Genomic DNA, 23,984 nt, shown 5'->3' with positions numbered 1-23,984 from the left:
TATTCGTGTTCCCTCAGGGAGGGGGAATGCGCCAGGTCTCTGCAAGGATCGCAGCCGGAATGTCTCTAGCCGCAAAGAGCGGCTGGGAGGCGGCGACGCGGCGCGGCCCGGTGCTCTGGCTCACCCTGTGCGGCGTGTTGCTGGTCGCGGGCATCTTCGCTGTGACCGCCATGGCCATCGGCGATTTTTGCGAGCGCACGCTGACCAACCGCGAGCGCGAGCTGGCAAACACCGTGCAGCTGATCGCGCGGCATTTCGATCAGCAGTTTGAGGATTCCGACGTCGTCGCCGCCGACCTGATCGAGCAGATGAACCTGCGGGAGATCACCTCGCCCACGATGTTCCGCGAACGAATGTCCGGACCTGCCACCAACCAGATGCTGCGCGGCAAGATCAGCGCGGTATCCTACCTCGGCGACATCGTGATCTACGACGCGGACGGCGACATCATCAACTGGTCGCGCGCCCAGCCGCTGCCCGCGATCAACGTCTCGTCGCGCACCTATTTCCAGACCTTCAAGTCAAATCCGGCATCGGAGCCGGTGCTGCTGGAATCCGTGCGAAGCTTCATCATCGGAAAATGGACGACCATCGTCGCACGCCGGCTCAACATGCCGGACGGCACCTTCCTCGGCGTCCTGGTGCGCCGGATCGATCCCGAGAGCTATCAACGCTATTTCGCCTCGGTCGCATTGGCCGAGGGCGCCGCCATCTCGCTGTTCGATCGCGAAGGCAAGATGCTGGCGCGTTACCCGCATGTCGAAGAGTTGATCGGCAGGAATTTCAAGGACGCGCCGCTGATGCGCAAGGTGCTGGCCGAAGGCGGCCGGCATACGCTGCGCGTCAAGGGCCCGATCGACGGCGAGGACCGCCTCGGCTCGGCGGCGTCGCTGTCGCATTTTCCGCTGGTCATCGTCGCGACCAACACCACGAGCGCCGCGCTTGCCGACTGGCGCCACCAGACCGGCTTCATGGTCACCGCGGCAACGGTTTCAGCCGCCGTGATCGCGCTGATCCTCTTCCTGATCATTCGCCAGATCAACCGGCAGAACCGGGGGGCTCAGGAGCGGATCGAAGCGGAGCGGCAGCGACTCGACACCGCCCTGAACAACATGTCGCAAGGGCTGATCCTGTACGACGCCGCCGGCTATATCGTCACCTGCAACCGCCGCTACGCCGACATGTTCGGCCTGTCCACGGACGTAATCAAGCCCGGCTGCCACATTCACGAAGCCATGTATCATCGCAAGGAGCGCGGCGCATTCCGTGGCGACGTCGAGGCGTTCTGCGCCGATGTCATGCGGGTGGTCGCCGAAGGCAAGGTCTCCACCAGGACCCATGAGCTGCCCAACGGCCGCGCTTTCCAGGTCATCAACACGCCGCTGGCTCAGGGCGGCTGGGTCGCCACGATCGAGGACATCACCGAGCGCCGCAATCTCGAGCAGGAGCGCGACCGCAACGACACGTTCCTGCGCGAGATCATCGATCACATCCCCTCCCAGATCACGGTGAAGGACGCCCGGACGCGGCAATACCTGCTGCTCAATTGCGTCGCCGAGCAGCTATTCGGCCAGTCTCGTCAGGACGTCGTGGGCAAGACCGCTTTCGACATCTTTCCCAAGGGGCCCGCCGACCGCATCACCGAAGACGACAGCAGTGCACTGAAATCGGCCGAGGGATTGTTCAAGGACGAACACGCCTGGCAGATGCCTGGCATGGGGCTACGCTACATCACCTCGACCCGGATCGGCCTTCGTGATGAAGCCGGCGAACCGCGATACCTCATCCATGTCATCGATGACGTCACCGAGCGGCGGCGCGCCGACGAGAAGATCGCGCACATGGCGCATTACGACGCGCTGACCGACCTGCCGAACCGCACGCTGTTCCGCGAGCAGATCGAGCGCGAGCTGGAGAAGGTCGCCGGCGGCGAGCAGTTCGCGCTGCTCTATATCGACGTCGACGAATTCAAGGGCATCAACGATTCGCTCGGCCATCACGTCGGCGACGATCTGCTGAAGGCGATCGCGACCCGGCTGCGCGGCTGCCTCAAGAAGAGCGACCTGATCGCGCGGCTCGGCGGCGACGAGTTCGCGGTGATCCAGACCGGAATCCAATCCTCTGCGGACGTGCTGTCGTTCGTGACGCGGATCTACGAGGCGATCCGCCAGCCCTATCATTGCCTCGGCCACCAGCTCTCCACCGACGCCAGCATCGGCATCGCGCTGGCGCCGCAGGACGGCGCCGACCTCGACCAGCTCATCAAGAACGCCGACCTCGCCATGTACGGCGCCAAGGGTTCGGGCCGCCGCACTCATCGCTTCTTCGAGCCGGCGATGGACGCGAGCGCCAAGGCACGCCTGACCATGGAGCAGGATCTGCGCCAGGCCCTGGTGAATGGCGGCTTCGAGATTCACTATCAGCCGCTGGTTGATCTGCGCACCAACGAGGTCTCGGGCTGTGAGGCGCTGCTGCGCTGGCGTCATCCCGAACGCGGCTGGGTCTCGCCGGCCGAGTTCATCCCGATCGCCGAGGACACCGGCCTGATCAACGAGCTCGGCGACTGGGTGCTGCGCATGGCCTGCAACGAGGCCGCGACCTGGCCGGCGCATGTGCGGATCGCGGTCAACGTCTCGCCTGTGCAGCTCAAATGCGACACGCTGGCGCTGCGGATCGCCGGCGCTCTCGCCGCCTCCGGGCTCGACCCGCGCCGGCTCGAGCTCGAGATCACCGAGGCCGTGCTGATCCGCGACGACGAGGCCGCGCTCTCGATCCTGCATCAGCTCCGCTCGATCGGCGTGCGCATCGCGCTCGACGATTTCGGGACCGGCTATTCCTCGCTGAGTTATCTGAAGCGCTTCCCGTTCGACAAGATCAAGATCGACCGCTGCTTCGTCGCCGACATCGCGGAAGCGAGCGGCGCGCCCGTGATCGTCCAGGCGGTGGTGAACATCGCCGCCGCCAGCAACATGACCACGGTGGCCGAAGGCGTCGAGACCGAGGCGCAGCGCGAGATGCTGCGCTCGCTCGGTTGCACCGAGATGCAGGGCTATCTGTTCAGCAAGCCGAAGCCGGCGGCCGACGTGCGCAAGCTGTTCAGCCCGGGCGATGCCCGGCCCATCGCGGCGGTGGCCTGAGATGGCGAAGCCGCGCAAGACCGCGAGCAGGACTCCCGCCAGCCCTGTCGACGTCGCCGATTCCTATGCCGTGCGGCTGATGCAGCACCTGGTGGTGCCGACCTTCGTGATCGATCCCAGGCGCCGCGTCGTGATCTGGAACAGGGCCTGCGAGCGGCTGACCGGCGTCGCCGCCTCCGAGGTGATCGGCACCACGAAACACTGGCAGGCCTTCTACGAGACCAAGCGTCCCTGCCTCGCCGACCTCGTGGCGCTCGACCGGCCCGAGCAGCTGCCGGAGTTCTATTCGGAATATGCCGCGCGCGGCCATAACGGCCTCGGCTTCAGCGCCGAGAACTGGTGCGTGATGCCGAAGCTCGGCAGCCAGCTCTATCTCGCCATCGACGCCGGCCCGATCCACGACGAGGCCGGCCATCTGATCGCGGTGGTGGAGACGCTGCGCGACCTCACCGACCAGAAGCGCGCCGAAAGCGCGCTGAAGGAGCTCGCCACCAAGGACGGCCTGACCGGCCTGTCGAACCGCCGCTCCTTCGACCAGATGCTGCAGGCGGAATGGGCCCGCGCCCAGCGGACGCAGAAGCCGATGGCGCTGCTGTTCGTCGACGTCGATCATTTCAAGCAGTTCAACGACCGCCACGGCCACCAGAGCGGCGACGAATGCCTGCGCGCGGTCGCCGCCGTCGTCAGCCGCCATGCCGTGCGCCCGCTCGACCTCGCCAGCCGCTATGGCGGCGAGGAGTTCGCGCTGATCCTGCCGGACATGGATTGCGATGCCGCCTGCGCGATCGCCGACGAGATCCGCCGCGCTGTGATGGCCCTGGCGATCGTCCATGGTGCCGAGGGCGCCGGCGACCACGTCACCCTCAGCGTCGGCGTCGCCAGCCGGCTTCCCGGCGAGGCCGACGCCAGCCCCGACCGGCTGCTGGGCTTAGCCGACGAGGCGCTCTATGCGGCCAAACGGCTCGGCCGCAACCGCGTCATCTGCGCCGAGCGGCTGCTCGCCGAGTTTGCCGGCCTCGGCCGGGACAGCGAGCCGGTTCCTGGCCGTCTGGGGCGCAAATCAGCCTGATCGATGCGGCGGGAAGCGGTTGCCCGCCCCTCGCCAATCGGCTAAATGAGGCTCGACTAGCACCCGTAGCTCAGCTGGATAGAGCGTTGCCCTCCGAAGGCAAAGGTCACACGTTCGAATCGTGTCGGGTGCGCCATCTCGTGGCGCGGTCTTCCCAATCAAACCCCCGCCCGTCGCGCGACCGCTAGCGGTCTATGCCTCGCGCCGCTCGGATTCCTGCCGTCTGCTCAACCCAAAGGAAGCGCTTACGTCAGCACCGAGATGATTTGCTGGATCTGGCCCAAGGCGGACGTCACCAGTCCGTCATACGATGTCTGGCCGTGTGCGGCAGCCCTCAGGATGCATTCGGCTACGGCGGCTTTCAGACCGAACACCGATTGATCGGCTGGCACACTCGCCATCACGGTCTCAAGTGCCTGGCGCACGGTCTGAATGAGCTCGGAGCTGTATTGCATCGGCTGTCCTCCGCACCGCCATATAGGATCGCGCGGCCGGGCCTGCCACTCACAAGCCTGAGATTGCCGACCGCGGCGAAGGGTCCAATTGAAGCATCCGTCACCTCGCGCTTCGCGTTGCGCGATTGTATCATCTTCCCATGAGCGAATCCGGCACGGTGACTGGCGCGGCCTCGCCCGTCCGCAAGATCATCCATATCGACATGGATGCGTTCTATGCGTCCGTGGAACAGCGCGACAATCCGGAGCTGCGCGGCAAGCCGGTCGCGGTGGGAGGCTCCGCCGAACGCGGCGTCGTTGCGGCCGCCAGCTACGAGGCCCGCAAGTTCGGCGTTCGCTCTGCGATGCCATCCGTGACCGCGAAGCGACAATGTCCCGATCTGATCTTCGTCAAGCCGCGCTTCGAGATCTACAAGGCGATCAGCAGGCAGATCCGCGACATCTTCGCCGAGCACACGCCGGTCATCGAACCGCTATCGCTCGACGAAGCCTATCTCGACGTGACGGAGAATTTGCAGGGCATCCCGCTGGCGCGCGACGTCGCGCTGCGGATCCGCGAGAAGATCAAAGCCGAGACGGACCTCAATGCTTCAGCGGGCATCTCCTACAACAAGTTCCTCGCAAAACTCGCCTCCGATCATCGCAAGCCGAACGGTCAGTTCGTGATCTCGCCGGAGATGGGGCCCGCCTTCGTCGAGACGCTGCCCGTCGGCAAATTCCATGGGATAGGCCCGGCGACGAGCGCCAAGATGAACGCGCTCGGCCTGTTCACCGGCCTCGACATCCGCAACCAGTCGCTGGAATTCATGAATGCGAATTTCGGCAAGTCAGGCGCTTATTACTATTGGATCTCGCGCGGCGTCGACGAACGGCCGGTCCGGGCCAACCGGGTCCGCAAGTCCATCGGCGCGGAGACCACGTTCCAGGCCGACCTCGACGCATTCGGCGCGCTGGTCATCGAACTCAAGCCTCTCGTCGACAAGGTCTGGCGCCATTGCGAGGCGACCGGCAACCGCGGCCGAACCGTCACCCTGAAGATCAAATTCGCCGACTTCGAGATCATCACGCGCAGCAGGTCACTTCCGGCGCCCGTTTCAGGCCGCGACGATCTGGAGCGGCTGGCCTGCGGCCTGCTCGAGATCGAGATGCCGCTGCCCAAGCGCGTCCGGCTGCTGGGGGTCTCGCTGTCTTCCCTCCAGGACGGGGATGATGCGGAGCCGCAGCTGACGTTCGGAATCTGAACCGAACCGGCAACGTCAGTGACGAGATTTTTCCAACCCGCCACCGACCCCAATGTCGACCCGCTCGGCCCAATCAATGCCGCACATGCTCGAACACCACGATCACGCCCGTCGGCTCCGGCTCGTGCGCCATCAGGCGCGTCAGCTCGGCATCGCTCCAGTCGGCGAGGCTGACGACCTCGCCGGTCTGGCGCTCCGCACCCAATGACTGCGTGGGCTCAAGAACCTTGAGACCCGTCTCGTCGACGAAGAAGGTGTGCTCGCCAAACATGTTGTTGAGCTGCGGCATGGCGGGATGCTCGTCGGGCAGCACCTGTGCGCCGAGCTGGTTGACGGTCTGCTTCACTTGTTCGGTCGTGAGCTTCATGCGCTGCTCCGTTCTGTTATCGGTTTCATCGAGCCGGGCGAGACACGGGCGCTCCCTGCGCCTGTGCCGCCTGGCTCAAACTCCCGAACGGGTGCTGCGCATGAATGTTCCGGAAAAATGTTTTTCGTGATCGCGCGTTCCCCCTGCCGCGCCCGCGGCAAGACATCGCCACACGATGTCCACGATCCCGTGGCCGGCGGCGCTAATCGACGGCTTCGACGATCCGGATGTCGCGATCCGCGCCGTCGCCGAGCAGATCGTGCGCGGCCTTGTAGGCCGGGCTTTCATACGCCGCCCTGGCGCTCGCGACGCTGTCGAACTCGATGAGGACGACGCGTTCCATCTGCCCGTGCTCGAATGCCGCGGCCGGCATCCCGCGCGCGAGCACGCGACCGCCGGCGGCCTCGATCGCAGGGCGCGACAGCTTGGCGTAGGCCGCCATGGCGTCGGGGTTCTTGATCGCGCGGTAGGTGGCAACCCAATAGGCCCTTGCCATTTCGTTTCTCCTTGTTTCTCGTGACCCGCTACTCGCCGCGGTTCTCGCCAATCGAGAGCGCGCAGATGCGTGACAGATATGTGTAAGGCAGGCCGGTCTCCTCGGCCCAGGCATTGAATTGCGCCTGCACTTTTGCGAGATCGCCCTTGGACTTGACCTCTTCGGCGATATCGAGGCCGGCATCGCGCAAGGACGCGACAACGTCCTTCGAGGTGACAAAGCCGTCCCAGCCAACGAAACGCAGCAGCATCTGCCCGGTGTTGCCCCCTAACCGGCTGCCGCGCTTGGCGAGGAGATCGAGCAGGCCGATCTCGTTGGACGGCGGCCATTTCGCCAGAAACTTGCCGAAGCTGCCGTGCTCCCTCGCAATCTCCTGCACGAAGGCGGCGTTGTCGCGCACCGACATGATCTTGGCGCCGTTGCGCACGATGCGCGTATCGCGCAACAGGCCCTCCCAATACTCCTCGGGCTGGAAGCTGAGCTTGGCCGGCTGGAAGTGCAGGAAAGCCTCTTCAAAGCCGTCCCATTTCGAATCGATCACGCTCCAGGCAAAACCGGCGCAGAACACCCGTCTGGTCATCTCGGCAAGGATGCGGTCGTCGCCGAGCTTCGCCAGACGCTTGAGGTCGGGTTTCTCGGGCATCAGCTTCTCGAGCGCCTTGGGCCCGCCCTTGCGTTTCTCGGCGCGGGCGCGAATGGTCTTGAACGAGGTCATGCGGACACCCGCGTTGGAATGCAGGCAAGACACCAGAAATCGACGGCCCGGTCCAGCCCTGCGACGCACCAGCACTTGCGCCCGCGGCGCTGCCGCAGCATGCTTGCCACATTGGACGACCCCGAGCAGAGCGCCATGCTGGTCTGCTTCTTGCTTTATGCCGTTTTGGAATTCCCAGACATTTTCAATCTCTTGCGGACGGATTTTCAATGCGTTGCCTGGTCGTGGCCGACCTGCACTACTCGCTGCCGCAGCTCGACTGGCTCGTGAGCGCGGCGCCGCAATTCGACCTCCTGATCTTCGCCGGCGATGCGCTCGACATCGGCTCGATGGTGGATTTTCGCGCGCAGATCGTGGTGGTGAAGAAGTACCTCGCGCTGCTTGCCGAAAGAACGCGCGTGATCGTCTGCTCCGGCAATCACGACCTCGACGAACGCAATACCGAGGGCGAGAAGATCTCGCGCTGGATTTCGGAGGTGCGCGAACTGGGGATTGCCTGTGACGGCGACAGCCTCACCATCGGCGACACCCTGTTCACCGTATGCCCGTGGTGGGACGGGCCACTGGTCAAGCAGCGCATCGTCGAGCAGCTCCGCGATGCCGCAGTCAATCGGCCGCAGCGGTGGATCTGGGCGCACCATGCACCGCCGGCGAATTCACCGACGAGCTGGGGCGGCAAGCGCTTCTTCGGCGATGTCGAGCTGGTGCAATGGATCATGCAGTATCAGCCGTCGATGGTGATCTCGGGTCATGTGCATCAGTCACCCTTCATCACGGACGGATCGTGGTTCGACCGGCTGGGCCAGACCTGGGTGTTCAATGCCGGCCTGCAATCGGGCCGGCCGCCGACGCATATCGTGCTGGATCTCGATGCGAACAAGGCGTTCTGGCTGGCGGCAGGCGAAGCGCAATGGATCGATCTCGACGCGCCGCTGATGCGGCCGGGCAAGTACATCGAGGAGCCGCCGGACTGGCTTACATCCTTGGGTCGGATTGCCGATCCGAGCCTGGCGAGACCTCAAGCGGCGGCAGGTTGATCATGCTCTGGAGCACTTCGCCGACCATGGCCAGATGCGTGCCGTGGCCGGCATATTGCCGCTTGAGATCGGCAAGGTAGGTGTTGGCGACGTTCAGCCGCTGCGCCAGCATTTGCGCAATCAGCAGCGCCACCCCCGGCTCCTGCTTGAGGAACGACGCCGCATCCTCGAACTCGTAGACGACCGCGTCCGAGCAGGCCCGCACGGTCGCGGTGTGCGGCTGTCCCAGCAGCACCGACATCTCACCGAGCACCGCGCCGGGCTCGGTGACGGTGGCGACGATCATCTCGCCCTTGAGCACTTCGAGCTTGCCCTGCATCAGCACGTAGAGATGACCGGTGGTGCTGCCCTCGGTGACGACGACCGTGCCGGCCGTAATCCGCCGTTCCGTCCCGCCGGTGCAATAGTTCAACACTGCGCGCATCGCCGAAAGCTCCCGTGACGGGAGATAATAGAGCATGATCCGTGCCACCCGGCAAATTAGCGAGATGACGACTGACGCGACAGACTCTTCGCGAGATGGACCGACTGCCAGTCGCCGAGCCCGGTATCCGCAAACCCCGCCTTCTTCGCAAGACCGCGCATCTCCGCATTCACCCGGGCCGTCTCGGCGGCAATTATCCTGTGACCGAGATCGCTCGCGCGCATCTCCATCGCTGTCATCATCTGCAAGCCGAGGCCCCTGCGCTGAAAAACGTCGGCGACGGAGATGGCGAATTCGCCTTGCCGTGCGACCGCGTCGTAGACGTAGAGCGTCTCACCGATGATCGTGCCCTGCCCCTCCTGCCTGAGCTCGGCGAGCAAGGTGAAATGATCGGGATGGCCGGCCCTGGCGACGCATTCGGCCGCGACAACGGCGACGTCCGCCCTCGCGCCCATGAAGCGCTTGTTGCGCGTCGTCGTGGAAAGGCCCGTGAAATAGATCGAGAGACTCTCGACGTCGGAGGCATCGGCGGCCCTGATGCAGATCGTGCCCTTCGCCTGGTCCGACTCGATAACCGCATCCGGAAACAACTGTGACATGCGCGACGCCCTCGACAGGTTGCGTTGAACGCACACCTAGCCGAGGCCGCGCGGAAGCCGCTTGGACATTGCCGCCAATCACGCGGCTGAAAACGAACAGCCGATCGCTCCGTGCTCTGCGTCACACACGGGAGAGTGAAGGCACCTCCTCCGGCATGATCGCCTGAAGGCCGCCGAAGCGGCGCTCGCGGCCGTGGAAGGAGGCCAAAGCGGCGGCAAGATCGGCCGCGTCGAATTCGGGCCACATCCGCTCGGTGAAATGCAACTCGGCATAAGCGCCTTCCCAGAGCAGGAAGTCCGACAGCCGCTTCTCGCCCGAGGTGCGGATGATGAGATCGACGTCGCGAAGGCCGGCCTCGCCGGTGACAAGTTGCGAGAAAGCTTCTCGCGTGAGGCTCGTCAGTGCCGCCGCCTTTGCGGCCGCGTTGAGGATGGCGTCACGCGCGGAGTAGTCGACGGCAATACGCAGATGAAGCGTGCTGCCGCCGGCTGTGGCATCTTCGGCGCGCGCGATCGCATTGGCGATGCCGTCGGGCAGGCGGTCGCGGCGGCCGATCACGGTGAGGCGCACGCCGTTCTTGACCAGACTCTGCACCTCGTTGGCGAGATAGAAGCGCAGAAGCGTCATCAGCGCGGCGACCTCGGCTTTCGGCCGGCGCCAATTGTCGGTGGAGAAGGCATAAAGCGTCAGCGTGCCGATGCCCTGCCTGGGCGCGGCCTCGACGATGCGCCTGATCGCCTCGACACCGGCCTCGTGGCCGCGCAGGCGGGACAGGCCGCGCCGCGTCGCCCAGCGTCCGTTGCCGTCCATGATGATGCCGACGTGAAGCTTGTCGTCGCGAGGCGCAAGGTCGCTTTGCATTGCAAAGTCTCCGGTCAAAAAAGGGGGATCAGGTCGAGACGATGCCGAGACGGCCGAGCGGCGGCGCCTCACGGCCGGCCGCCCTGGCGGCGTCGCGCACCAGGCGCTCCAGCACGGTGAGATAGTCGAGGAAGCGGCGGCGGCCGGCCTTGGTCAGGCGGCAGGTGGTGTGCGGGCGATTGCCCTCATAGCCCTTGGTCACCTCGACGAGCCCGGCTTCCTGGAGCACGGCGAGATGCCGGCTGAGATTGCCATCGGTGAGGCCGCAGAGCTGCTTGAGATCGGCGAACGCCAGACCCTTGGGATGCGCCATCAGCGAGGTCAGAAGCCCGAGCCTCGCCTTCTCGTGGATCACGCGGTCGAGCCCTTCATAGGAGAACGGCGCGCTGTCAGTCTTCGGCATCATGGTCTCCGGACGCGAAATACAGAATGCCCGCCATGACCGACTGCCCGATCACGAAGGGCAGTCCCATGGTCCAGGGCGAGAGCGTGTGGGTCCGGCTCGCGAGCAGAACGACCGCGAAGCCGGACATGAAATACCAGGCTCCCGCGAGCGCGACGCTGCGCGGCAGCGAGCGGACGGAGGCGAAGATGCCGAGCGACACCAGGATCTGCCACAGGCCGGGCAAGAGCCACAGCGTCTCGCTGGCGAACTTCCACATCACCACCGCGAGCAGCACGCCGGCGACGCCGGCGGGAAGGAATTGCTCGACCGCCTGGTGGATCATGGCGTCGGCGAGACCGGAATGATGGCGGCGCGACCGCGCACGCATCTCGATGCCGATCATCAGGCCGGAGAGCGCGGCCGCCATGAACCAACCCAGGAAGAAGCCGAGCGGCTCGCCGGTGGGATCACCGAGCAGCCAGAATTGCAGGATCGCGGTGAGAAGCGCGACGGCGCCGGTCGCAGCTATCGTCGCCGGGCCGTAGCCGCGGAACGCCGTACCCGCCGCAATCTGGCTGCGGATCGCCACGATATCGGCCAGCGCCTTGTCGAGATCGCGCATCGGCAATGCCAAAACCTCGCCCCACCCTAGAAGTCCGGGACAAGCCCGTTACTTACTTTGTATTACAAAGTATATAGCAATGCAAAGTAAAGGGCAAGCCGGAAAGTCATCGCGAGGCGCCCCCGACGGGATGAACAACTGGTGGTTGCGCCGCCACTCTCCCCGCGGATAAGATAGTCCAAAAGCGTTGGGGGGAAGCTATGTGGTTGAAGTCATGTGTCGTTGCGTTGCTATTGCAGACGAGTGTCGTCGGAGCGGCGTATGCGAAGGGCCCGTTCGGCAGCGTCAATGTCGGCAACTGGATCGGCGGCGCCTTCAGCAATGACGAGACGGGCGCCTTCTCGCATTGCGCGGCGACGACGCCTTATGCGAACGGCGTCATCCTCGTCGTGAGCCAAAATGCCGCCGGCATATGGTCGCTCGCCTTTGCGAGTCCCGGCTACCGCTTCAACAAGGGCGAGAACGCCGCAATCGACGTGACCTTTGACGGGCAGGAGCGAGCCAGGCTGTACGCTACGGCGTATCAATCGAACATGCTCACGGCCGTCATGCCGCTCAATGTCGTGCGTACGTTTCAGAAGGCGAGCCTGATGGTGGCGACAGCCGGCCGCGCCGTCCTGAATTTCGATCTGACCTCGACCGGGCCGGTGATCGCCGCATTGGCCAATTGCGTGACCAAGGTGAAAGCCGACGGGCTCGACAAAGCCGGCGACTTCACCAAGATCGCCGCCAAGCCGCAGCCCGCGCCGGACAAGCAGACGCCACCGGCCGGCAGCAAAGCTGCCCGGGCCAGGACCGGCACCGGCTTCGTGGTCAGCGCCACCGGGCACGTCGTCACCAACAATCATGTGATCGACGGCTGTGTCGGCGACATCAAGGGTAACCTCACCGGCGAGGCCGCGATGGTGCTGCGCGTCGTGTCGAGCGACGCGAACAACGATCTCGCTCTGTTGCAGGCGCCATCGACGACGACATTCAAGGACTTTGCGCGGATTCGCGACCGCTCGATCCGCTCCGGCGATTCCGTCATCGTAATCGGCTTTCCCTTCCATGGCTTGCTCACGTCGGACTTCACCGTGACGACCGGTATCGCGAGCTCGCTCAGCGGCATGCGCAACGACACGCGTTTCCTGCAAATCAGCGCGCCGGTGCAACCCGGCAATAGCGGCGGCCCGCTGTTCGACACCACCGGGCAGATCGTGGGCGTGGTCACCGCAAAGATCCCCGCACTGCGCATCGCCGCTGCGACCGGCACCATTCCGGAGAACATCAACTTTGCCATCAAGACCGGCATGCTGCGCGACTTCCTCGACAATTCCGTGGTGCCCTACCAGACCGCGGAACCGAAGGGCGAGCTCAAGACCACCGACATCGCCGGCAACGCGCGGCCTTATACGATGCTGATCTCGTGCAACGGCACGGAGCAGGTCGACGCGAAGCGGTAGCTGCAGCGTCAATCTCCGCCGTCATTCCCCGCGAAGCCGGGCAATCCAGTACACCCGCGGCATCTCAGTCAATCACATACGTCTCAGAGTATTGGATCGCCCGGTCGAGCCGGGCGATGGCGGCTGTGTATGCCGCAACTAATACGGAGCGACCGGCCGCGTGCGGCGCTGCATGCGCGGTTGCGGCCTGGGCGCCTGCCCGTAGGCAAATAGCGGATTGGGCCCGCAGAACAGCAGCCGCCCGGACACACTGGCCTGGCATTGCTCGTAGGTGCTGTAGGCGCATTCGCCGGGATAATCATACTCACCGCCCTGGGCGCACCAGGGATAGTCGCGCGCCGCGGCGGGCGTCGCGGTGACGAAACCGGCAAGGACCGTCGCGCCCAGGGTCAGCAACGCCAAATGCGTCTTGCGCATGATCCCAACTCCTCTGTTCACGGCGCCATCTATCATCAGGTTTCGCGGCGCCGTTTTATTCCGGATCGACGCCCCAGACCACCCAAGAAAAAAGCCCTGCCGGACGGCAGGGCTCCATTCCTCACGATCACAAGACCGCTACTCGACCTTCAGGCCGGCGAACTCGACGACCTTCTTCCACTTCGCGGTCTCGGCTTCGACTTCCTTGCCGAACGCCTCCGGCGTCAGCACCAGCGGATCGCCGCCGAGCTCCACAAGGCGCTTGGTCATGTCGGGCTCCTTCATGAGCGTGTTGATCTCAGTGTTGAGCTTGGCGATCATGTCCTTTGGCATGTTCTTCGGCCCGCCGATGCCGAACAGCGCGCTTGCCTCGTAGTCCTTCACGGTCTCGCTGATCGCGGGCACGTCGGGCAGCTGCGGCGAGCGTTGCGCCGTGGTGACGCCGAGCGCGCGCAAGCTGCCGGAGCGGATGTGCTGGATGATCGAGGGCATGTTGTCGAAGATCACCTGCACCTGGCCGCCGAGCATGTCGGTGATGGCGGGCGCGGCACCGCGATAGGGCACGTGCTGCATCTTGCAGCCGGTCATCGCCATGAACATCTCGCCGGACAGATGCACCGAGGTGCCGTTACCGGACGAGGCCATGTTCACCTTGCCCGGATTGGCCTTCACGTACTCGATGAACTCGGCAACGGTCTTGGCCGGCACGTCCTTGTTGACGGTCATCACGTTCGGCACGCGTTGGAGCCCGGCGACCGGCGCGATGTCGCGCACGAAGTTGAACTTGAGGTTCGCGTACAGCGTGGCGTTGATGTAGTTGGCCGGATTGACCAGCAGGATGGTGTAGCCGTCGGGCTCGGCATTGATGACGGATTCAGTGGCGATATTGTTGCCGGCGCCCGGCTTGTTCTCGACCACGAATTGCTGACCGAGCCGTTCCGACAGCCGCTGGCCGATCAGGCGCGCGAGAATGTCGGTGGCGCCGCCCGGCGGGTAGCCGACCACGAACTTCACCGGCCGGGACGGATAATCGGCAGCGAAGGCTTTCGACAGCGGGCTGGCTGCAAGAGGCGAGGCGGCAAGCAGGCCCAGCGCGGAACGGCGAGTGATCATATGGAGGGTTCTCCCAACGTGTTGTTCTTGAAGCCGGATAACTTGAAAGTGTCGTCGGCGCGGTTGTAACAAAGCTTGCCGCAGGCGGAAAGTGCGCGAGGCGCATCACGACGAAAGGATAAGGCATGCCGGTCAAGGTCGAAGCCCTCGATCATCTCGTGATTAACGTCGCCGACGTCGCGGTGTCTGCCGAGTGGTATCGCGAGATTCTCGGCATGGAAGTCAAGGTGTTCGACCCCGGTGGCGGCAAAGCGCCGCGGACTTCTCTCCAATTCGGTAACCAGAAGATCAACATCCGGCCGCGCGATGCCGATAAGGTGGAATGGTTCACAGCCGATCACCAGACCGCCGGCAGCGAGGACCTGTGCTTCCTCACGTCCGCCACGCCCGACGAGGTGGTGGCGCATTTACAGGCACATGGCGTCGCGATCGAGGAAGGCCCGGTTCCCAAGCAGGGCGCGCGCGGCACGCTGCGCTCGGTCTATTGCCGGGACCCGGATGGGAGCTTGATCGAGATTTCGTCGTACGAGGATTGAGGCCGGCTGCCTTAACCACTCGCAATGACGGGGAGCGGGCGTTACCGCTGTCCCCCGATTTGCTCCCCGCGTCATCCGGTGGCAGGAAGACGCAATAATCAAAAGGCGGCCGCCCACAAGATACAGGCTGCACGGGAGGAAACATGCCACTTCAACAGAGTTCAGCCGGAATCGTGGGCCCGTTCGACGGGCTCGACGTGCCCTGGCTGCTGAAGATGCGCGCCGAGGTGCGCAGCTCGCATCCGTTCCTGATCTGGGCGCCGTTCGACGCCCCGGCGCGGCGCTGGAGCTATGGCGAGTTTCACGAGCGGGTCGGCGCGCTCGCGGCGGGGCTCGCCAAGCGCGGCGTGAAGCCCGGCGAGTATGTGCTGATCCATCTCGACAATTGCATCGAGGCGCTGCTGGCCTGGTTTGCCTGCGTCGAGTGCGGGGCCATCGCGGTCACCACCAACACCCGCTCGGCGCCGGCCGAGATCGAATATTTCGCCGATCATTGCGGCGCCGTCGCGGCGATCACGCAGCCGGCCTATGCGGAGATCGTCGCGCAGAACTGCCGCAGCATTCGCTGGATGGCGGTGACGTCGCACGATGCCGGCGCTGCGCCTGCACAATCCGTCCCACGCGGCGACAGCTTTGAATCGCTGTTCGCCGACAGCCCGGACCGGCCGCAGCGGGCGACCGATCCGCTCGCGCCGTGCAGCGTGCAGTACACGTCAGGCACGACGTCGCGCCCGAAGGCGGTGCTCTGGACCCATGCCAACGCGCTGTGGGGCGCCAAGATCAACGCCGCGCATGAGGATTTGCACGCCGGCGACGTGCACCAGACCTATCTGCCGCTGTTCCACACCAATGCGCTGGCCTATTCCATGCTGGCGACGCTGTGGGTCGGCGCCACCTGCGTGATCCAGCCGCGCTTCTCGGCGAGCCGGTTTTGGGGTGTCGCGCGCGAGCACGGCTCGACCTGGACCTCGACCATTCCGTTCTGCATGAAGGCGCTGCTCGAGCAGGAGATTCCGAGGGATCACAAATTCCGCCTGTGGGGCACCGCCATCAACGAGCCGCCGGCCTTCGCCGCGTTCGGCGTCAAGATGATCGGCTGGTGGGGCATGACCGAGACCATCACCCACGGCATCATCGGCGAGGTCGACCAGCCCAACATCCCGATGTCGATCGGCCGCGCCGCGGGCGAATATCAAATCCGCATCACCGACGACGACGGGCGGCCGACCGAGGTCGGCGACACCGGCAATCTCTCGATCAAGGGCATCCCCGGCCTGTCGCTGTTCGCCGAATATCTCCACAACGAGAAGGCGACGCGCGAGAGTTTCGACGAGCACGGCTTCTTCCTCACCGGCGACCGCGTCGAGCGTCTGACGAATGGCTTCATCAGGTTCGGGGATCGCGCCAAGGACATGCTGAAGGTCGGCGGCGAGAACGTCGCGGCCTCCGAGATCGAGCAGGTGATCGCGGTTGTGCCCGGCGTGCGCGAGGCCGCGGTGGTGGCGAAGAAGCATCCGATGCTGGACGAGGTGCCGGTCGTCTTCATCATCCCGCATGGCGGCGTCGCGGGCGCTGCGCCCGATCTTCATGACAGCGTGATGGCCGCCTGCCGCAAGGGCCTTGCCGACTTCAAGGTGCCGCGCGAGGTGAGATTCGTCGACGACATGCCGCGTTCGACGCTGGAGAAGGTGGCGAAGGCGGAGCTGAGGAAGATGGTGGGGTGATCAGAACGATCCCAGCGCCACGGGCCTGAATGCCTGCAACAGCTGCTGGTCCAGCTTGCCGCCCATGCCTTCCATCATCGTGAAGGCGCGGGAGTGGGTGAAGGGCATGCGGTAGGCGCGCTTCTCCACCAAAGCGGCGTAGATGTCGACGATCGTCGTCACCCGCACGATGTCGCTGATCTGGTTCGACGACAGATTGTTCGGATAGCCCGAGCCGTCGAGGAATTCGTGGTGATGCAGGATGACATCCAGCATCTCCGGCGGGAAGCCGCCTTGCTCGGCGAGCGCGTCGTAGCCGCGGCGCGGATGCTGACGCACCTCGTCCATCTCCTCGTCGGTGAGCTTGCCGGGCTTGTCGAGCAGCGCCGCGGGAATGAACGCCTTGCCGACGTCGTGCAGCAGGGCAGCGCGGGTCAGCCGACGCTGGTCGTCCTCGCGCATGCCGAGATGCTGCGCGAAGGCGACCGCGAAGCCGGTGACGAACAGGCAATGCCGATAGCTGCCGACATGATGGCAGCCGACGGTGGTGAGCCATTCGCGCAGCGAGGAATGCTTGATCGCCTTCAGGATCTTGCTCTCGGCGGCGATGACGTCGTCGAAGCTCAGCGGCACGCCGAGCGGCAGCTTCTCGAACATCTTCGCCAGCACCGCGTGCGCCGCTTCGACGCCGCGGTTGAGCGTCTTGCCGCGGTCGGTCGCGTCGTAGGTGGCGGTGTCGGGGAACGCGGCGCGGATGCGCTGCAGGATCGCATCGGGCTGCAGCGGCCGCGAGATCGTGTCGGTGGCCCCTAACGCCCAGGCCTGCATGGTGCCGTGATGCAGGGCATCGGCAAGCACGAACAGCCGCGGCATCGAATGATAGGCATCGCCGCGCAGCTTGTTGCGCACCCGTTGCACGCTGTCGGGCGAGCGCAGGTTGATATCGACGACGAGACCGGACAGATCGCGCGAGGGCCGGTCGGGAATCTGCTGCGTGGTCACCGTCGAGACCTCGCCGACCGCCTTCAGGATGCTGGCAAGCTCGCTGCTCGCATCGCTCCGGTCGGAGGCGAGCAGAAGCCGGCGTTTGGCGGCGGATTTGGCTGGCGCGTTCATGACTTCCCCAACAGCACGGGAGTGTATTTGGCGAAAGCCTAAGCCGGATCAGGTTCTCCGGGCCTTAAGAGGCGTGCTCAAGGGAGCCTTGCGGAATTGGGGGTAATTTTAGGTATCGGCTCCCGCGCGTCCGGTCAGAACGGCAAAAACAACCCCATGCACAGTAGACCGGCCATTGTAAATATTGAGTTTTCCGGGACGAAAAATCCGCCGGAGGCTGCCCTCCGGCGGACCGTCTGAAGTCACGATCGCAACCAGTTCTACGCCTTCATCGCGCCCTTCACGGCTTCGGCCGTAATCGGCAGCGCCCGGATGCGGGCGCCGCTGGCGTTGAAGATGGCATTGCCGATGGCGGGGGCGACCACCGTGACGGCGGGCTCGCCGACGCCGGTGGCCTTTTCGCCGTTGGCGATCACGGCGACCGCGACCTCTGGCATCTGGCTCATGCGCAAGGGCGTGTAGCTGTCGAAATTGGTCTGTTCGATGCCGCCGTCCTTGAGCGTTGCCTTCTCGTACATCGCCAGCGACAGACCCCACAGCGCCGCACCCTCGACCTGGGCGCGGATGTTGTCGGGATGCACCTGGGTGCCGACGTCGGTTGCGACAGTGAGCTTCTTCACCGTCACCTCGCCCGACGGCGCCACCGCGACGTGGGCGACGCAAGCCGTCCAGCTCGCGGTCGCGCGCTCCTGCGACGACACGCAGGCGACGCCCATGCCCTCGCCTTTCGGCAATTGCCTGGTGCCGTAGCCGGAGAGCCCCATCGCGGCGAGCAGCGTGTTGCGCAGCCGCTGTGCGCCGCCGTCGTTCTTGCCCTTGCCGTCGAGCAGCGCGATGCGGAACTGCGCCGGATCCTGGTTGGTCGCAGCCGCGATCTCGTCGATCATGCTTTCGACTGCCCAGAAGGTCCAACCCGGCGCCACCGAGCGGAGCTGACCCGACGGGGTGGCGTTGTGCGCGAGCTCGTTCTTGATCGCGCGCACATAGTGATTGGGCACGGTGTAGAAGAAGTCGGCGCCGTTCACCGTGAAGGAATCGAGTGGACCTTTCTTGTCGACCGAGGGCGTGAGGAAATCGGGGATCCCCCAGCGCGCGGTGGGCCAGGCCGACACCACGTCGTGGCTGAGCGCGACGAGCTTGCCGTCACCATCCACGCCGGCCTTGACCTTTTGGTAGGTGAGCGGACGCGAGAAATCCATCGTCATGTCGTTCTCGCGCGTATAGATCACCTTCACCGGCTTGCCGACCGCCTTCGCCGCCTGCACGGCGGGGATCATCATGTCGGCATCGAGCCTGCGGCCGAAGCCGCCGCCAAGCCACATCTGGTGCATGACCACGAACTTCGGATCGATCCCGGCAGCGCCCGCCGCGATCGCACCTGAGCGCGTCGCGAACTGGTTGCCGGAATAGACGTGCAGGATGTCGCCCTTGAACTCCGCGGTGGCGTTCATCGGCTCCATCGGCGCGTGGATGTTGATGCTGGTGGTGTACTCCGCCTCCACCACCTTGGCCGCCGAGCCGAATGCGGCTGCGGGATCGCCGTCCTTGACGAAGAACTGGCCGGAATCCTCCAGCTTCTGAAGCCGCTTGGCCTCATCGAGCAGCGACTGGCTCGACACCTTCGCATTCGGACCGGCGTCATAGGCGATCTTCAGCGCCTGCGCCGCTTTCTTGGCATTGGCGTAGGTGCTGGCCACCGCGACCACCCAGCCCGACGTCGTCTGGGTCTTGTCGTCGAGGGTGACGGCCTTGATGAAGCCCGGCACCTTCTTCGCAGCCGAGTCGTCGACCGATTTCACTGTGGCGCCGAAGCGCACCGGCGGCGTAACCACCGCGCCATAGGCCATGCCCGGCAGCATCACGTCGATGCCGTATTTGGCCGTGCCGTTGGTCTTGGAGGGAATGTCGAGCTGCGGCACCGATACGCCGATCATGGTGTATTGATCGGGGGTCTTCAGCTTGATCGCCTTCAGCTCGTCCGGCGTGAAGGTCTTCGTCGCCTTGCCGCTCTTGACGACATCGGCGAACGACATCTGCTTCTTCGACTTCGCGTGCACGATCATGGAATCGCGCACTGCGAGTTCCGAGGCCGGCACGCCCATCGCGGCGGCAGCGCCCTCGGTCAGCGCCATGCGTCCGGCCGCACCCGCCCGGCTCATCGCGTCGAAGTTCATCATGGTCGACCAGCTGCCGCCGGTGATCTGGGCACCCAGCACGGGGTCGTTGAACTTCGGATCGTTGGAGGCGAGATTGACCCGCATGTCGCTCCACTTTGCACCGAGCTCCTCGGCCACGATCTGTGCCATGGTGGAGGCGATGTGCTGGCCCATGTCGGCCTTGCCGCACGTGACGGTGACGAGACCGTCGGGCGCAATCGCATACCAGACGCTCGGCTCGAAGTTCGAAGGCGCGGCGAGCGCTTCACCGATGCCGGGCACGCCGGCATAGCCGAGGACGAGGCCGGTTGCGGCGGTGCCAACAAGGAAGGAGCGACGGCTGAGGTCGGCCGCCTCGGGGGTGACGTTCTTCACGTGCTTGTTCATGTGGGCCTCCGCTCGTTGCCGGAAGCGGATGCGGTGCGCATCTCGGTGGCGGCGCGCATGATTGCCTTCTGGATCCGCGAATAGGTCATGCAACGGCAGAGATTGCCGTCCATATGCGCCACGACCTCGTCCTTGGTCGGATTGGGATTCTTGGCGAGCAGCGATGCCGCCTGCATGATCTGCCCGGACTGGCAGTAGCCGCATTGCGGCACCTGCTCGGCGATCCATGCCTTCTGCAGGGGATGATCGCCCTTGGCGGCGAGGCCTTCGATGGTGGTGATCTTCTTGCCGGCGACATCGCCGACCAGGGTCTGGCACGAACGCACGGCTTCGCCGTTGACGTGCACGGTGCAGGCACCGCACAGCCCGGCACCGCAGCCGAACTTGGTGCCGGTCATCTGCAATTGTTCGCGGATAGCCCAAAGGAGCGGCGTGTCGTTTGCCGCATCCACGGACAGACTCCGCCCGTTGATGGTGAGCGTTGGCATAGGCGTCTTCCCCCGCCGGTGCATGAAGCCGCTTACGGCGGCAACTTGTCTTGGCGGACACCCACCGGGCCGGCGCTCGCCTTGATCGCAAGAATGATAGCGTTCAGGCGTTGAGGCAAATGCAATCTGGAATCGATCGAGACAATCTCGACAGCTCAGTGTTGTGCGCTGCGAGAACGACGAGTGCGCAGCGGCTGGACGCAACAGACATCACGCCAGTCATGCGTGCCGTCGCGACCGCGGCGGTTTCCTCCGAGTAACTGCGCGGGCTAGGATGAGCGACGAACCAGAACAATAAGGGTGGGCGAAATGCCGAAGATCGATCGGGACGGCGTCGGGATCTACTACGAGGTTCACGGCGAGGGTCCGCCGCTGCTGCTGACCCACGGCTATTCCTCGACCTCGGCGATGTGGCATGGGCAGGTCGATGCGCTGGCCAGGGACCACAGGCTGATCTTGTGGGACATGCGCGGCCACGGCCAGTCCGACTATCCCGACAACCCCAAGGCCTACAGCGAAGCGCTGACCGTTGGTGACATGGCGGCAATCCTCGATACGATCGGCGCGGAGCGCGCCATCATCGGCGGCCTTTCGCTCGGGGGCTACATGTCGCTCGCCTTCTATCGCGCGCATCCGCAAGCCGCCCGCGCGCTGCTGATCATCGACACCGGCCCCGGCTTCAAGAAGGACGACGCGCGCGAGGCCTGGAACGCGCGGGCGCTGGGCACCGCCGACAGGCTGGATCGCGAAGGCCTCGACATGCTGAAATCGGCGACGCGCGAGCGCGCCTCCGCGAGTCATCGCAACGCCAGCGGATTGGCGCTCGCCGCGCGCGGCATGCTGACCCAGCGCGACACCCGCGTGATCGAGCTATTGCCCGACATCAAGGTGCCCAGTCTGATCGTGGTCGGCGCCGACGACACACCATTCCTCGCCGCGTCCGATTACATGGCCGCGAAAATCCCCGGCGCGCAAAAGGTCGTGATCCCCGCGGCCGGACACGCCGTCAACATCGATCAGCCCAAGGCTTTTGTTGACGCGGTGCTGCCTTTCCTGAAGAACTTGCCGGGATAGAAGGTCGGACGGGAACACAGGCAATGAAGCGGGCGATGTTGGCTGCGGGCGCGATGTGGCTAGCGATGTCTGCGTCCGCGCAGGCCGAGGCCTTCGGCACGATTCCGTCGCGCCGGCCCTTCGCCGAGACCTTGTCGAACAACACGCCGCTCGCCTTCGGCATGGATGCCGGGCAGGCCGCGCGCGTGCTCGGGCAGAAGCTGCAATATGTGCGGGGCCGGCCCGGCAACGAGATCTACCTCGCCCTGCGCAACATCGGTGGCAGCGGCCTGATCCCCTATCGCCACCGTCTGTTCCTGCAATTCCGTCATGGACGCCTGGCGGGATGGAAAGAGGACTATGGCGAGAACTGGATGTGGGAGTAGGCCTGTCCCCTCATGGTGAGGAGCGCGGAACGCGCGTCTCGAACCATGCAGGCCCCCGCTGCCACCTCTCGGCCTGCATCCTTCGAGACGCTTGCTGCGCAAGCTCCTCAGGATGAGGGGCGAGAGCGGAGTTCGTGATCGACGACCAACCAAGAAGGACAACCCGCGTGGGACAAGACATCAAGCTCACCGCCTCCGACAATTTCCAGCTCGGCGCCTATCGCGCTGATCCCGCAGGCAGCCCGAAGGGCGCCGTGGTGGTGATCCAGGAAATTTTTGGGGTCAATCGTCACATCCGTTCGGTCTGCGATCGCCTAGCTGGGGAAGGCTATGTCGCGATCGCGCCGTCGATCTTCGACCGCACCTCGCCGAACTTCCAGTCGGGCTATACTCCCGACGAGATCGCCGAAGCGCGCAAGTTCGTCGCCAGTCCCGACTGGGAGGCGATGCTGCGCGACACGCAGGCCGCGATCGATGCGGTGAAGAGCGTCGGCCCGGTCGGCATCATCGGCTTTTGCCTCGGCGGCAGCGTCGCCTTTGTCGCGGCGACGCGATTGAGCGGCCTGAAGGCCGCGATCGGCTATTACGGCGGCGCCGTCGTGCGCTTCGCCGACGAGACGCCGAAGGTGCCGACGCAGCTGCATTTCGGCGAGAAGGATTCCGGCATTCCCCTGACCGATGTCGAGACCGTCAAGGCGAAGCGGCCGGACGTCGAGGTCTTCATCTATCCCGGCGCCCAGCACGGCTTCCATTGCGACGAGCGACCGAGCTACGACAAGGCGAGTGCCGACATCGCGTGGCCACGCAGCATGGAATTTTTCGCGAAGCATCTGGTGTAGCCAGCTCTCACCGCCGTCATTCCGGGATGCGCCGCGAAGCGGTGCAGGCCCGGAATCCATCGGGCATCAACGACGGTGGATCAATGGATTCTCAGGTGCGCAATTGCGCACCATAGCTCGCGCTTCGCGCGCCCCGGAATGACGAGAAGAGAGAGTCGGGCTGAAGCCAGCCTAGAACCAGCGCTCGCCGACGAACACGGTGTCGCCCGGGCTCAGGGGCGTGCCGAGCGGCACCACGGCGCGCATGGAGCCGCCGGCTTCGGTGTGGGTGACGGTGACCACGTCGCGCTTGGCGCGGGGCGAGAAGCCGCCGGCGATGGCGACGGCGCTTTCGACCGTCATGTTCGGCACGTAGGGATATTGGCCGGGCGCGGAGACTTCACCGAGAATGAAGAACGGCCGATAGGACTCGACCTCGACGGCGACCGAGGGCTCACGGATGTAGCCGTTGCGCAGTCGCGCGGCGATTTCACCGGCGAGTCCTGCCGGGGTGCGGCCACGTGCCGGCACTCCGCCGATCAGCGGCATCGTGATCGAACCACCGGCGTCGATGGCGTAGCTGTTGGTGAGGCCTTCCTGGCCGTAGACCACGACGCGCAGCTTGTCGCCGGCGTCGAGATGGTAGGAGGCATCATAGCGCACCGGCGCCCCCATCGGCGCGGCGTAGCCGACCGGCATGGGCGCGGGCGAAGAGGCAAAGGAATTGGTCAGCGCGCTGATCGCGCCGCCGCCGTTGTTGGCAACGACGACCGGCTGCGGCGCGCCGTAGGGCTGACCGTAGACCATGGTGTCGAGATCGGCGCGCGGCTGCACCATCGCGACGGGGCCAGCGGTCTGCATGCAGCCGCCAAGGGTCAGCGCGGCGGACGCTGCCAGGAACGCTGCCGAGATCGACCATCGAAACGCGCGTGCAACCGGCACCGGACCTATTCCTCG

At 65.1% G+C, this 23,984-nt stretch carries 25 protein-coding genes and 1 tRNA gene; 11 read left to right on the top strand and 15 right to left on the bottom strand.

Going from position 1 to position 23,984, the window contains the following annotated elements; all coding sequences use genetic code 11:
- Window positions 1-59: 59 nt before the first annotated feature.
- The 3 genes from WHZ77_RS01075 to WHZ77_RS01065 all read left to right on the top strand — a co-directional run bounded on the left by WHZ77_RS01075 (window position 60) and on the right by WHZ77_RS01065 (window position 4,342).
- On the top strand, window positions 60-3,137 hold the full coding sequence (locus WHZ77_RS01075; RefSeq protein WP_375312003.1) for an EAL domain-containing protein: 3,078 nt from the start codon (window positions 60-62) through the stop codon (window positions 3,135-3,137).
- Between the two features lies 1 nt (window position 3,138).
- Window positions 3,139-4,206, top strand: a complete 1,068-nt coding sequence (locus WHZ77_RS01070; RefSeq protein WP_375312002.1) for a diguanylate cyclase — start codon at window positions 3,139-3,141, stop codon at window positions 4,204-4,206.
- A 59-nt stretch (window positions 4,207-4,265) separates the two neighbouring features.
- Window positions 4,266-4,342 (top strand) — tRNA-Arg (locus tag WHZ77_RS01065).
- A 109-nt stretch (window positions 4,343-4,451) separates the two neighbouring features.
- Here WHZ77_RS01065 and WHZ77_RS01060 read toward each other — a convergent pair.
- Window positions 4,452-4,661, bottom strand: coding sequence for a hypothetical protein (locus WHZ77_RS01060; protein ID WP_375312001.1), 210 nt, complete (start codon window positions 4,659-4,661; stop codon window positions 4,452-4,454).
- Between the two features lie 140 nt (window positions 4,662-4,801).
- Here WHZ77_RS01060 and dinB point away from each other — a divergent pair, with 140 nt between their 5' ends.
- A complete protein-coding gene (dinB, locus tag WHZ77_RS01055) occupies window positions 4,802-5,902 on the top strand; it encodes a DNA polymerase IV (protein WP_375312000.1) in 1,101 nt (366 codons plus the stop codon).
- A 73-nt stretch (window positions 5,903-5,975) separates the two neighbouring features.
- Here dinB and WHZ77_RS01050 read toward each other — a convergent pair whose 3' ends face one another.
- From WHZ77_RS01050 to WHZ77_RS01040, 3 genes are all read right to left on the bottom strand, one after another.
- Window positions 5,976-6,269, bottom strand: a complete 294-nt coding sequence (locus tag WHZ77_RS01050; RefSeq protein ID WP_375311999.1) for a hypothetical protein — start codon at window positions 6,267-6,269, stop codon at window positions 5,976-5,978.
- Window positions 6,270-6,471: 202 nt separating this feature from the next.
- The gene (locus WHZ77_RS01045; protein ID WP_375311998.1) at window positions 6,472-6,765 is read right to left on the bottom strand and encodes a DUF1330 domain-containing protein; all 294 of its coding nucleotides are present in this window, start codon (window positions 6,763-6,765) and stop codon (window positions 6,472-6,474) included.
- 28 nt (window positions 6,766-6,793) lie between these two features.
- Window positions 6,794-7,480: a DNA-3-methyladenine glycosylase I gene (locus tag WHZ77_RS01040; RefSeq protein WP_375311997.1), complete on the bottom strand. Its 687-nt coding sequence runs from the start codon at window positions 7,478-7,480 to the stop codon at window positions 6,794-6,796.
- A 209-nt stretch (window positions 7,481-7,689) separates the two neighbouring features.
- Between WHZ77_RS01040 and WHZ77_RS01035 the strand changes: the two genes are divergently transcribed.
- On the top strand, window positions 7,690-8,517 hold the full coding sequence (locus WHZ77_RS01035) for a metallophosphoesterase (protein WP_375311996.1): 828 nt from the start codon (window positions 7,690-7,692) through the stop codon (window positions 8,515-8,517).
- On the opposite strand, the gene WHZ77_RS01030 is transcribed toward WHZ77_RS01035, so the two are convergent.
- From WHZ77_RS01030 to WHZ77_RS01010, 5 genes are all read right to left on the bottom strand, one after another.
- Window positions 8,456-8,941, bottom strand: coding sequence for a Crp/Fnr family transcriptional regulator (locus WHZ77_RS01030; protein WP_375311995.1), 486 nt, complete (start codon window positions 8,939-8,941; stop codon window positions 8,456-8,458). The two genes, WHZ77_RS01035 and WHZ77_RS01030, sit on opposite strands and share 62 nt — an antisense overlap.
- 56 nt (window positions 8,942-8,997) lie before the next feature.
- Window positions 8,998-9,540, bottom strand: a complete 543-nt coding sequence (locus tag WHZ77_RS01025; RefSeq protein ID WP_375311994.1) for a GNAT family N-acetyltransferase — start codon at window positions 9,538-9,540, stop codon at window positions 8,998-9,000.
- A 121-nt stretch (window positions 9,541-9,661) separates the two neighbouring features.
- The gene (locus WHZ77_RS01020; RefSeq protein WP_375311993.1) at window positions 9,662-10,402 is read right to left on the bottom strand and encodes a di-trans,poly-cis-decaprenylcistransferase; all 741 of its coding nucleotides are present in this window, start codon (window positions 10,400-10,402) and stop codon (window positions 9,662-9,664) included.
- A gap of 28 nt (window positions 10,403-10,430) precedes the next feature.
- The gene (locus WHZ77_RS01015; protein WP_375311992.1) at window positions 10,431-10,805 is read right to left on the bottom strand and encodes a transcriptional regulator; all 375 of its coding nucleotides are present in this window, start codon (window positions 10,803-10,805) and stop codon (window positions 10,431-10,433) included.
- Window positions 10,792-11,409, bottom strand: a complete 618-nt coding sequence (locus WHZ77_RS01010) for a hypothetical protein (RefSeq protein WP_375311991.1) — start codon at window positions 11,407-11,409, stop codon at window positions 10,792-10,794. The genes WHZ77_RS01015 and WHZ77_RS01010 overlap by 14 nt, the downstream gene beginning before the upstream one ends.
- A gap of 200 nt (window positions 11,410-11,609) precedes the next feature.
- On the opposite strand from WHZ77_RS01010, the gene WHZ77_RS01005 reads away from it, so the two are divergent.
- Complete coding sequence (locus WHZ77_RS01005) at window positions 11,610-12,854, top strand: S1C family serine protease (protein ID WP_375311990.1); 1,245 nt, start codon at window positions 11,610-11,612, stop codon at window positions 12,852-12,854.
- A gap of 138 nt (window positions 12,855-12,992) precedes the next feature.
- On the opposite strand, the gene WHZ77_RS01000 is transcribed toward WHZ77_RS01005, so the two are convergent.
- Window positions 12,993-13,271 (bottom strand): DUF3551 domain-containing protein, encoded by a 279-nt coding sequence (locus WHZ77_RS01000; RefSeq protein WP_375311989.1) that lies wholly within the window; start codon window positions 13,269-13,271, stop codon window positions 12,993-12,995.
- Window positions 13,272-13,409: 138 nt separating this feature from the next.
- Window positions 13,410-14,384 (bottom strand): Bug family tripartite tricarboxylate transporter substrate binding protein, encoded by a 975-nt coding sequence (locus WHZ77_RS00995; RefSeq protein ID WP_375311988.1) that lies wholly within the window; start codon window positions 14,382-14,384, stop codon window positions 13,410-13,412.
- Between the two features lie 125 nt (window positions 14,385-14,509).
- On the opposite strand from WHZ77_RS00995, the gene WHZ77_RS00990 reads away from it, so the two are divergent.
- Window positions 14,510-14,920: a VOC family protein gene (locus tag WHZ77_RS00990; RefSeq protein ID WP_375311987.1), complete on the top strand. Its 411-nt coding sequence runs from the start codon at window positions 14,510-14,512 to the stop codon at window positions 14,918-14,920.
- A 143-nt stretch (window positions 14,921-15,063) separates the two neighbouring features.
- Window positions 15,064-16,644 carry an ATP-dependent acyl-CoA ligase gene (locus WHZ77_RS00985; RefSeq protein WP_375311986.1) on the top strand — a complete coding sequence of 527 codons (1,581 nt, stop codon included), beginning with the start codon at window positions 15,064-15,066 and terminating at the stop codon, window positions 16,642-16,644.
- Here WHZ77_RS00985 and WHZ77_RS00980 read toward each other — a convergent pair whose 3' ends face one another.
- From WHZ77_RS00980 to WHZ77_RS00970, 3 genes are all read right to left on the bottom strand, one after another.
- On the bottom strand, window positions 16,645-17,739 hold the full coding sequence (locus WHZ77_RS00980) for an HD-GYP domain-containing protein (protein ID WP_375311985.1): 1,095 nt from the start codon (window positions 17,737-17,739) through the stop codon (window positions 16,645-16,647).
- Window positions 17,740-17,999: 260 nt separating this feature from the next.
- Window positions 18,000-20,282, bottom strand: a complete 2,283-nt coding sequence (locus WHZ77_RS00975; RefSeq protein ID WP_375311984.1) for a molybdopterin cofactor-binding domain-containing protein — start codon at window positions 20,280-20,282, stop codon at window positions 18,000-18,002.
- Window positions 20,279-20,770, bottom strand: a complete 492-nt coding sequence (locus WHZ77_RS00970; protein ID WP_375311983.1) for a (2Fe-2S)-binding protein — start codon at window positions 20,768-20,770, stop codon at window positions 20,279-20,281. Before WHZ77_RS00970 ends, WHZ77_RS00975 begins: the two co-directional genes overlap by 4 nt.
- Before the next feature lie 309 nt (window positions 20,771-21,079).
- On the opposite strand from WHZ77_RS00970, the gene WHZ77_RS00965 reads away from it, so the two are divergent.
- From WHZ77_RS00965 to WHZ77_RS00955, 3 genes are all read left to right on the top strand, one after another.
- Window positions 21,080-21,844: an alpha/beta fold hydrolase gene (locus WHZ77_RS00965; protein WP_375311982.1), complete on the top strand. Its 765-nt coding sequence runs from the start codon at window positions 21,080-21,082 to the stop codon at window positions 21,842-21,844.
- A gap of 23 nt (window positions 21,845-21,867) precedes the next feature.
- Window positions 21,868-22,209 carry a hypothetical protein gene (locus tag WHZ77_RS00960; protein ID WP_375311981.1) on the top strand — a complete coding sequence of 114 codons (342 nt, stop codon included), beginning with the start codon at window positions 21,868-21,870 and terminating at the stop codon, window positions 22,207-22,209.
- 167 nt (window positions 22,210-22,376) lie between these two features.
- Window positions 22,377-23,048: a dienelactone hydrolase family protein gene (locus WHZ77_RS00955; RefSeq protein WP_375311980.1), complete on the top strand. Its 672-nt coding sequence runs from the start codon at window positions 22,377-22,379 to the stop codon at window positions 23,046-23,048.
- 171 nt (window positions 23,049-23,219) lie between these two features.
- Here the strand turns inward: WHZ77_RS00955 and WHZ77_RS00950 are convergent, their stop codons facing one another.
- On the bottom strand, window positions 23,220-23,969 hold the full coding sequence (locus tag WHZ77_RS00950) for a polysaccharide biosynthesis/export family protein (protein WP_375311979.1): 750 nt from the start codon (window positions 23,967-23,969) through the stop codon (window positions 23,220-23,222).
- Between the last annotated feature and the right edge of the window lie 15 nt (window positions 23,970-23,984).

This window comes from Bradyrhizobium sp. A5 (assembly GCF_042076515.1).
GTDB lineage: Bacteria > Pseudomonadota > Alphaproteobacteria > Rhizobiales > Xanthobacteraceae > Bradyrhizobium > Bradyrhizobium cosmicum.
The sequence above is the reverse complement of the archived record's forward strand: the minus strand, read 5'-3'. Positions and strand labels throughout refer to the sequence as shown.

Coding starts and splice junctions, on each gene's coding strand:
- WHZ77_RS01075 (WP_375312003.1), top strand. CDS start 60: ATGTCTCTAGCCGCAAAGAGCGGCTGGGAGGCGGCGACGCGGCGCGGC.
- WHZ77_RS01070 (WP_375312002.1), top strand. CDS start 3,139: ATGGCGAAGCCGCGCAAGACCGCGAGCAGGACTCCCGCCAGCCCTGTC.
- WHZ77_RS01060 (WP_375312001.1), bottom strand. CDS start 4,661: ATGCAATACAGCTCCGAGCTCATTCAGACCGTGCGCCAGGCACTTGAG.
- dinB (WP_375312000.1), top strand. CDS start 4,802: ATGAGCGAATCCGGCACGGTGACTGGCGCGGCCTCGCCCGTCCGCAAG.
- WHZ77_RS01050 (WP_375311999.1), bottom strand. CDS start 6,269: ATGAAGCTCACGACCGAACAAGTGAAGCAGACCGTCAACCAGCTCGGC.
- WHZ77_RS01045 (WP_375311998.1), bottom strand. CDS start 6,765: ATGGCAAGGGCCTATTGGGTTGCCACCTACCGCGCGATCAAGAACCCC.
- WHZ77_RS01040 (WP_375311997.1), bottom strand. CDS start 7,480: ATGACCTCGTTCAAGACCATTCGCGCCCGCGCCGAGAAACGCAAGGGC.
- WHZ77_RS01035 (WP_375311996.1), top strand. CDS start 7,690: ATGCGTTGCCTGGTCGTGGCCGACCTGCACTACTCGCTGCCGCAGCTC.
- WHZ77_RS01030 (WP_375311995.1), bottom strand. CDS start 8,941: ATGCGCGCAGTGTTGAACTATTGCACCGGCGGGACGGAACGGCGGATT.
- WHZ77_RS01025 (WP_375311994.1), bottom strand. CDS start 9,540: ATGTCACAGTTGTTTCCGGATGCGGTTATCGAGTCGGACCAGGCGAAG.
- WHZ77_RS01020 (WP_375311993.1), bottom strand. CDS start 10,402: ATGCAAAGCGACCTTGCGCCTCGCGACGACAAGCTTCACGTCGGCATC.
- WHZ77_RS01015 (WP_375311992.1), bottom strand. CDS start 10,805: ATGCCGAAGACTGACAGCGCGCCGTTCTCCTATGAAGGGCTCGACCGC.
- WHZ77_RS01010 (WP_375311991.1), bottom strand. CDS start 11,409: ATGCGCGATCTCGACAAGGCGCTGGCCGATATCGTGGCGATCCGCAGC.
- WHZ77_RS01005 (WP_375311990.1), top strand. CDS start 11,610: ATGTGGTTGAAGTCATGTGTCGTTGCGTTGCTATTGCAGACGAGTGTC.
- WHZ77_RS01000 (WP_375311989.1), bottom strand. CDS start 13,271: ATGCGCAAGACGCATTTGGCGTTGCTGACCCTGGGCGCGACGGTCCTT.
- WHZ77_RS00995 (WP_375311988.1), bottom strand. CDS start 14,384: ATGATCACTCGCCGTTCCGCGCTGGGCCTGCTTGCCGCCTCGCCTCTT.
- WHZ77_RS00990 (WP_375311987.1), top strand. CDS start 14,510: ATGCCGGTCAAGGTCGAAGCCCTCGATCATCTCGTGATTAACGTCGCC.
- WHZ77_RS00985 (WP_375311986.1), top strand. CDS start 15,064: ATGCCACTTCAACAGAGTTCAGCCGGAATCGTGGGCCCGTTCGACGGG.
- WHZ77_RS00980 (WP_375311985.1), bottom strand. CDS start 17,739: ATGAACGCGCCAGCCAAATCCGCCGCCAAACGCCGGCTTCTGCTCGCC.
- WHZ77_RS00975 (WP_375311984.1), bottom strand. CDS start 20,282: ATGAACAAGCACGTGAAGAACGTCACCCCCGAGGCGGCCGACCTCAGC.
- WHZ77_RS00970 (WP_375311983.1), bottom strand. CDS start 20,770: ATGCCAACGCTCACCATCAACGGGCGGAGTCTGTCCGTGGATGCGGCA.
- WHZ77_RS00965 (WP_375311982.1), top strand. CDS start 21,080: ATGCCGAAGATCGATCGGGACGGCGTCGGGATCTACTACGAGGTTCAC.
- WHZ77_RS00960 (WP_375311981.1), top strand. CDS start 21,868: ATGAAGCGGGCGATGTTGGCTGCGGGCGCGATGTGGCTAGCGATGTCT.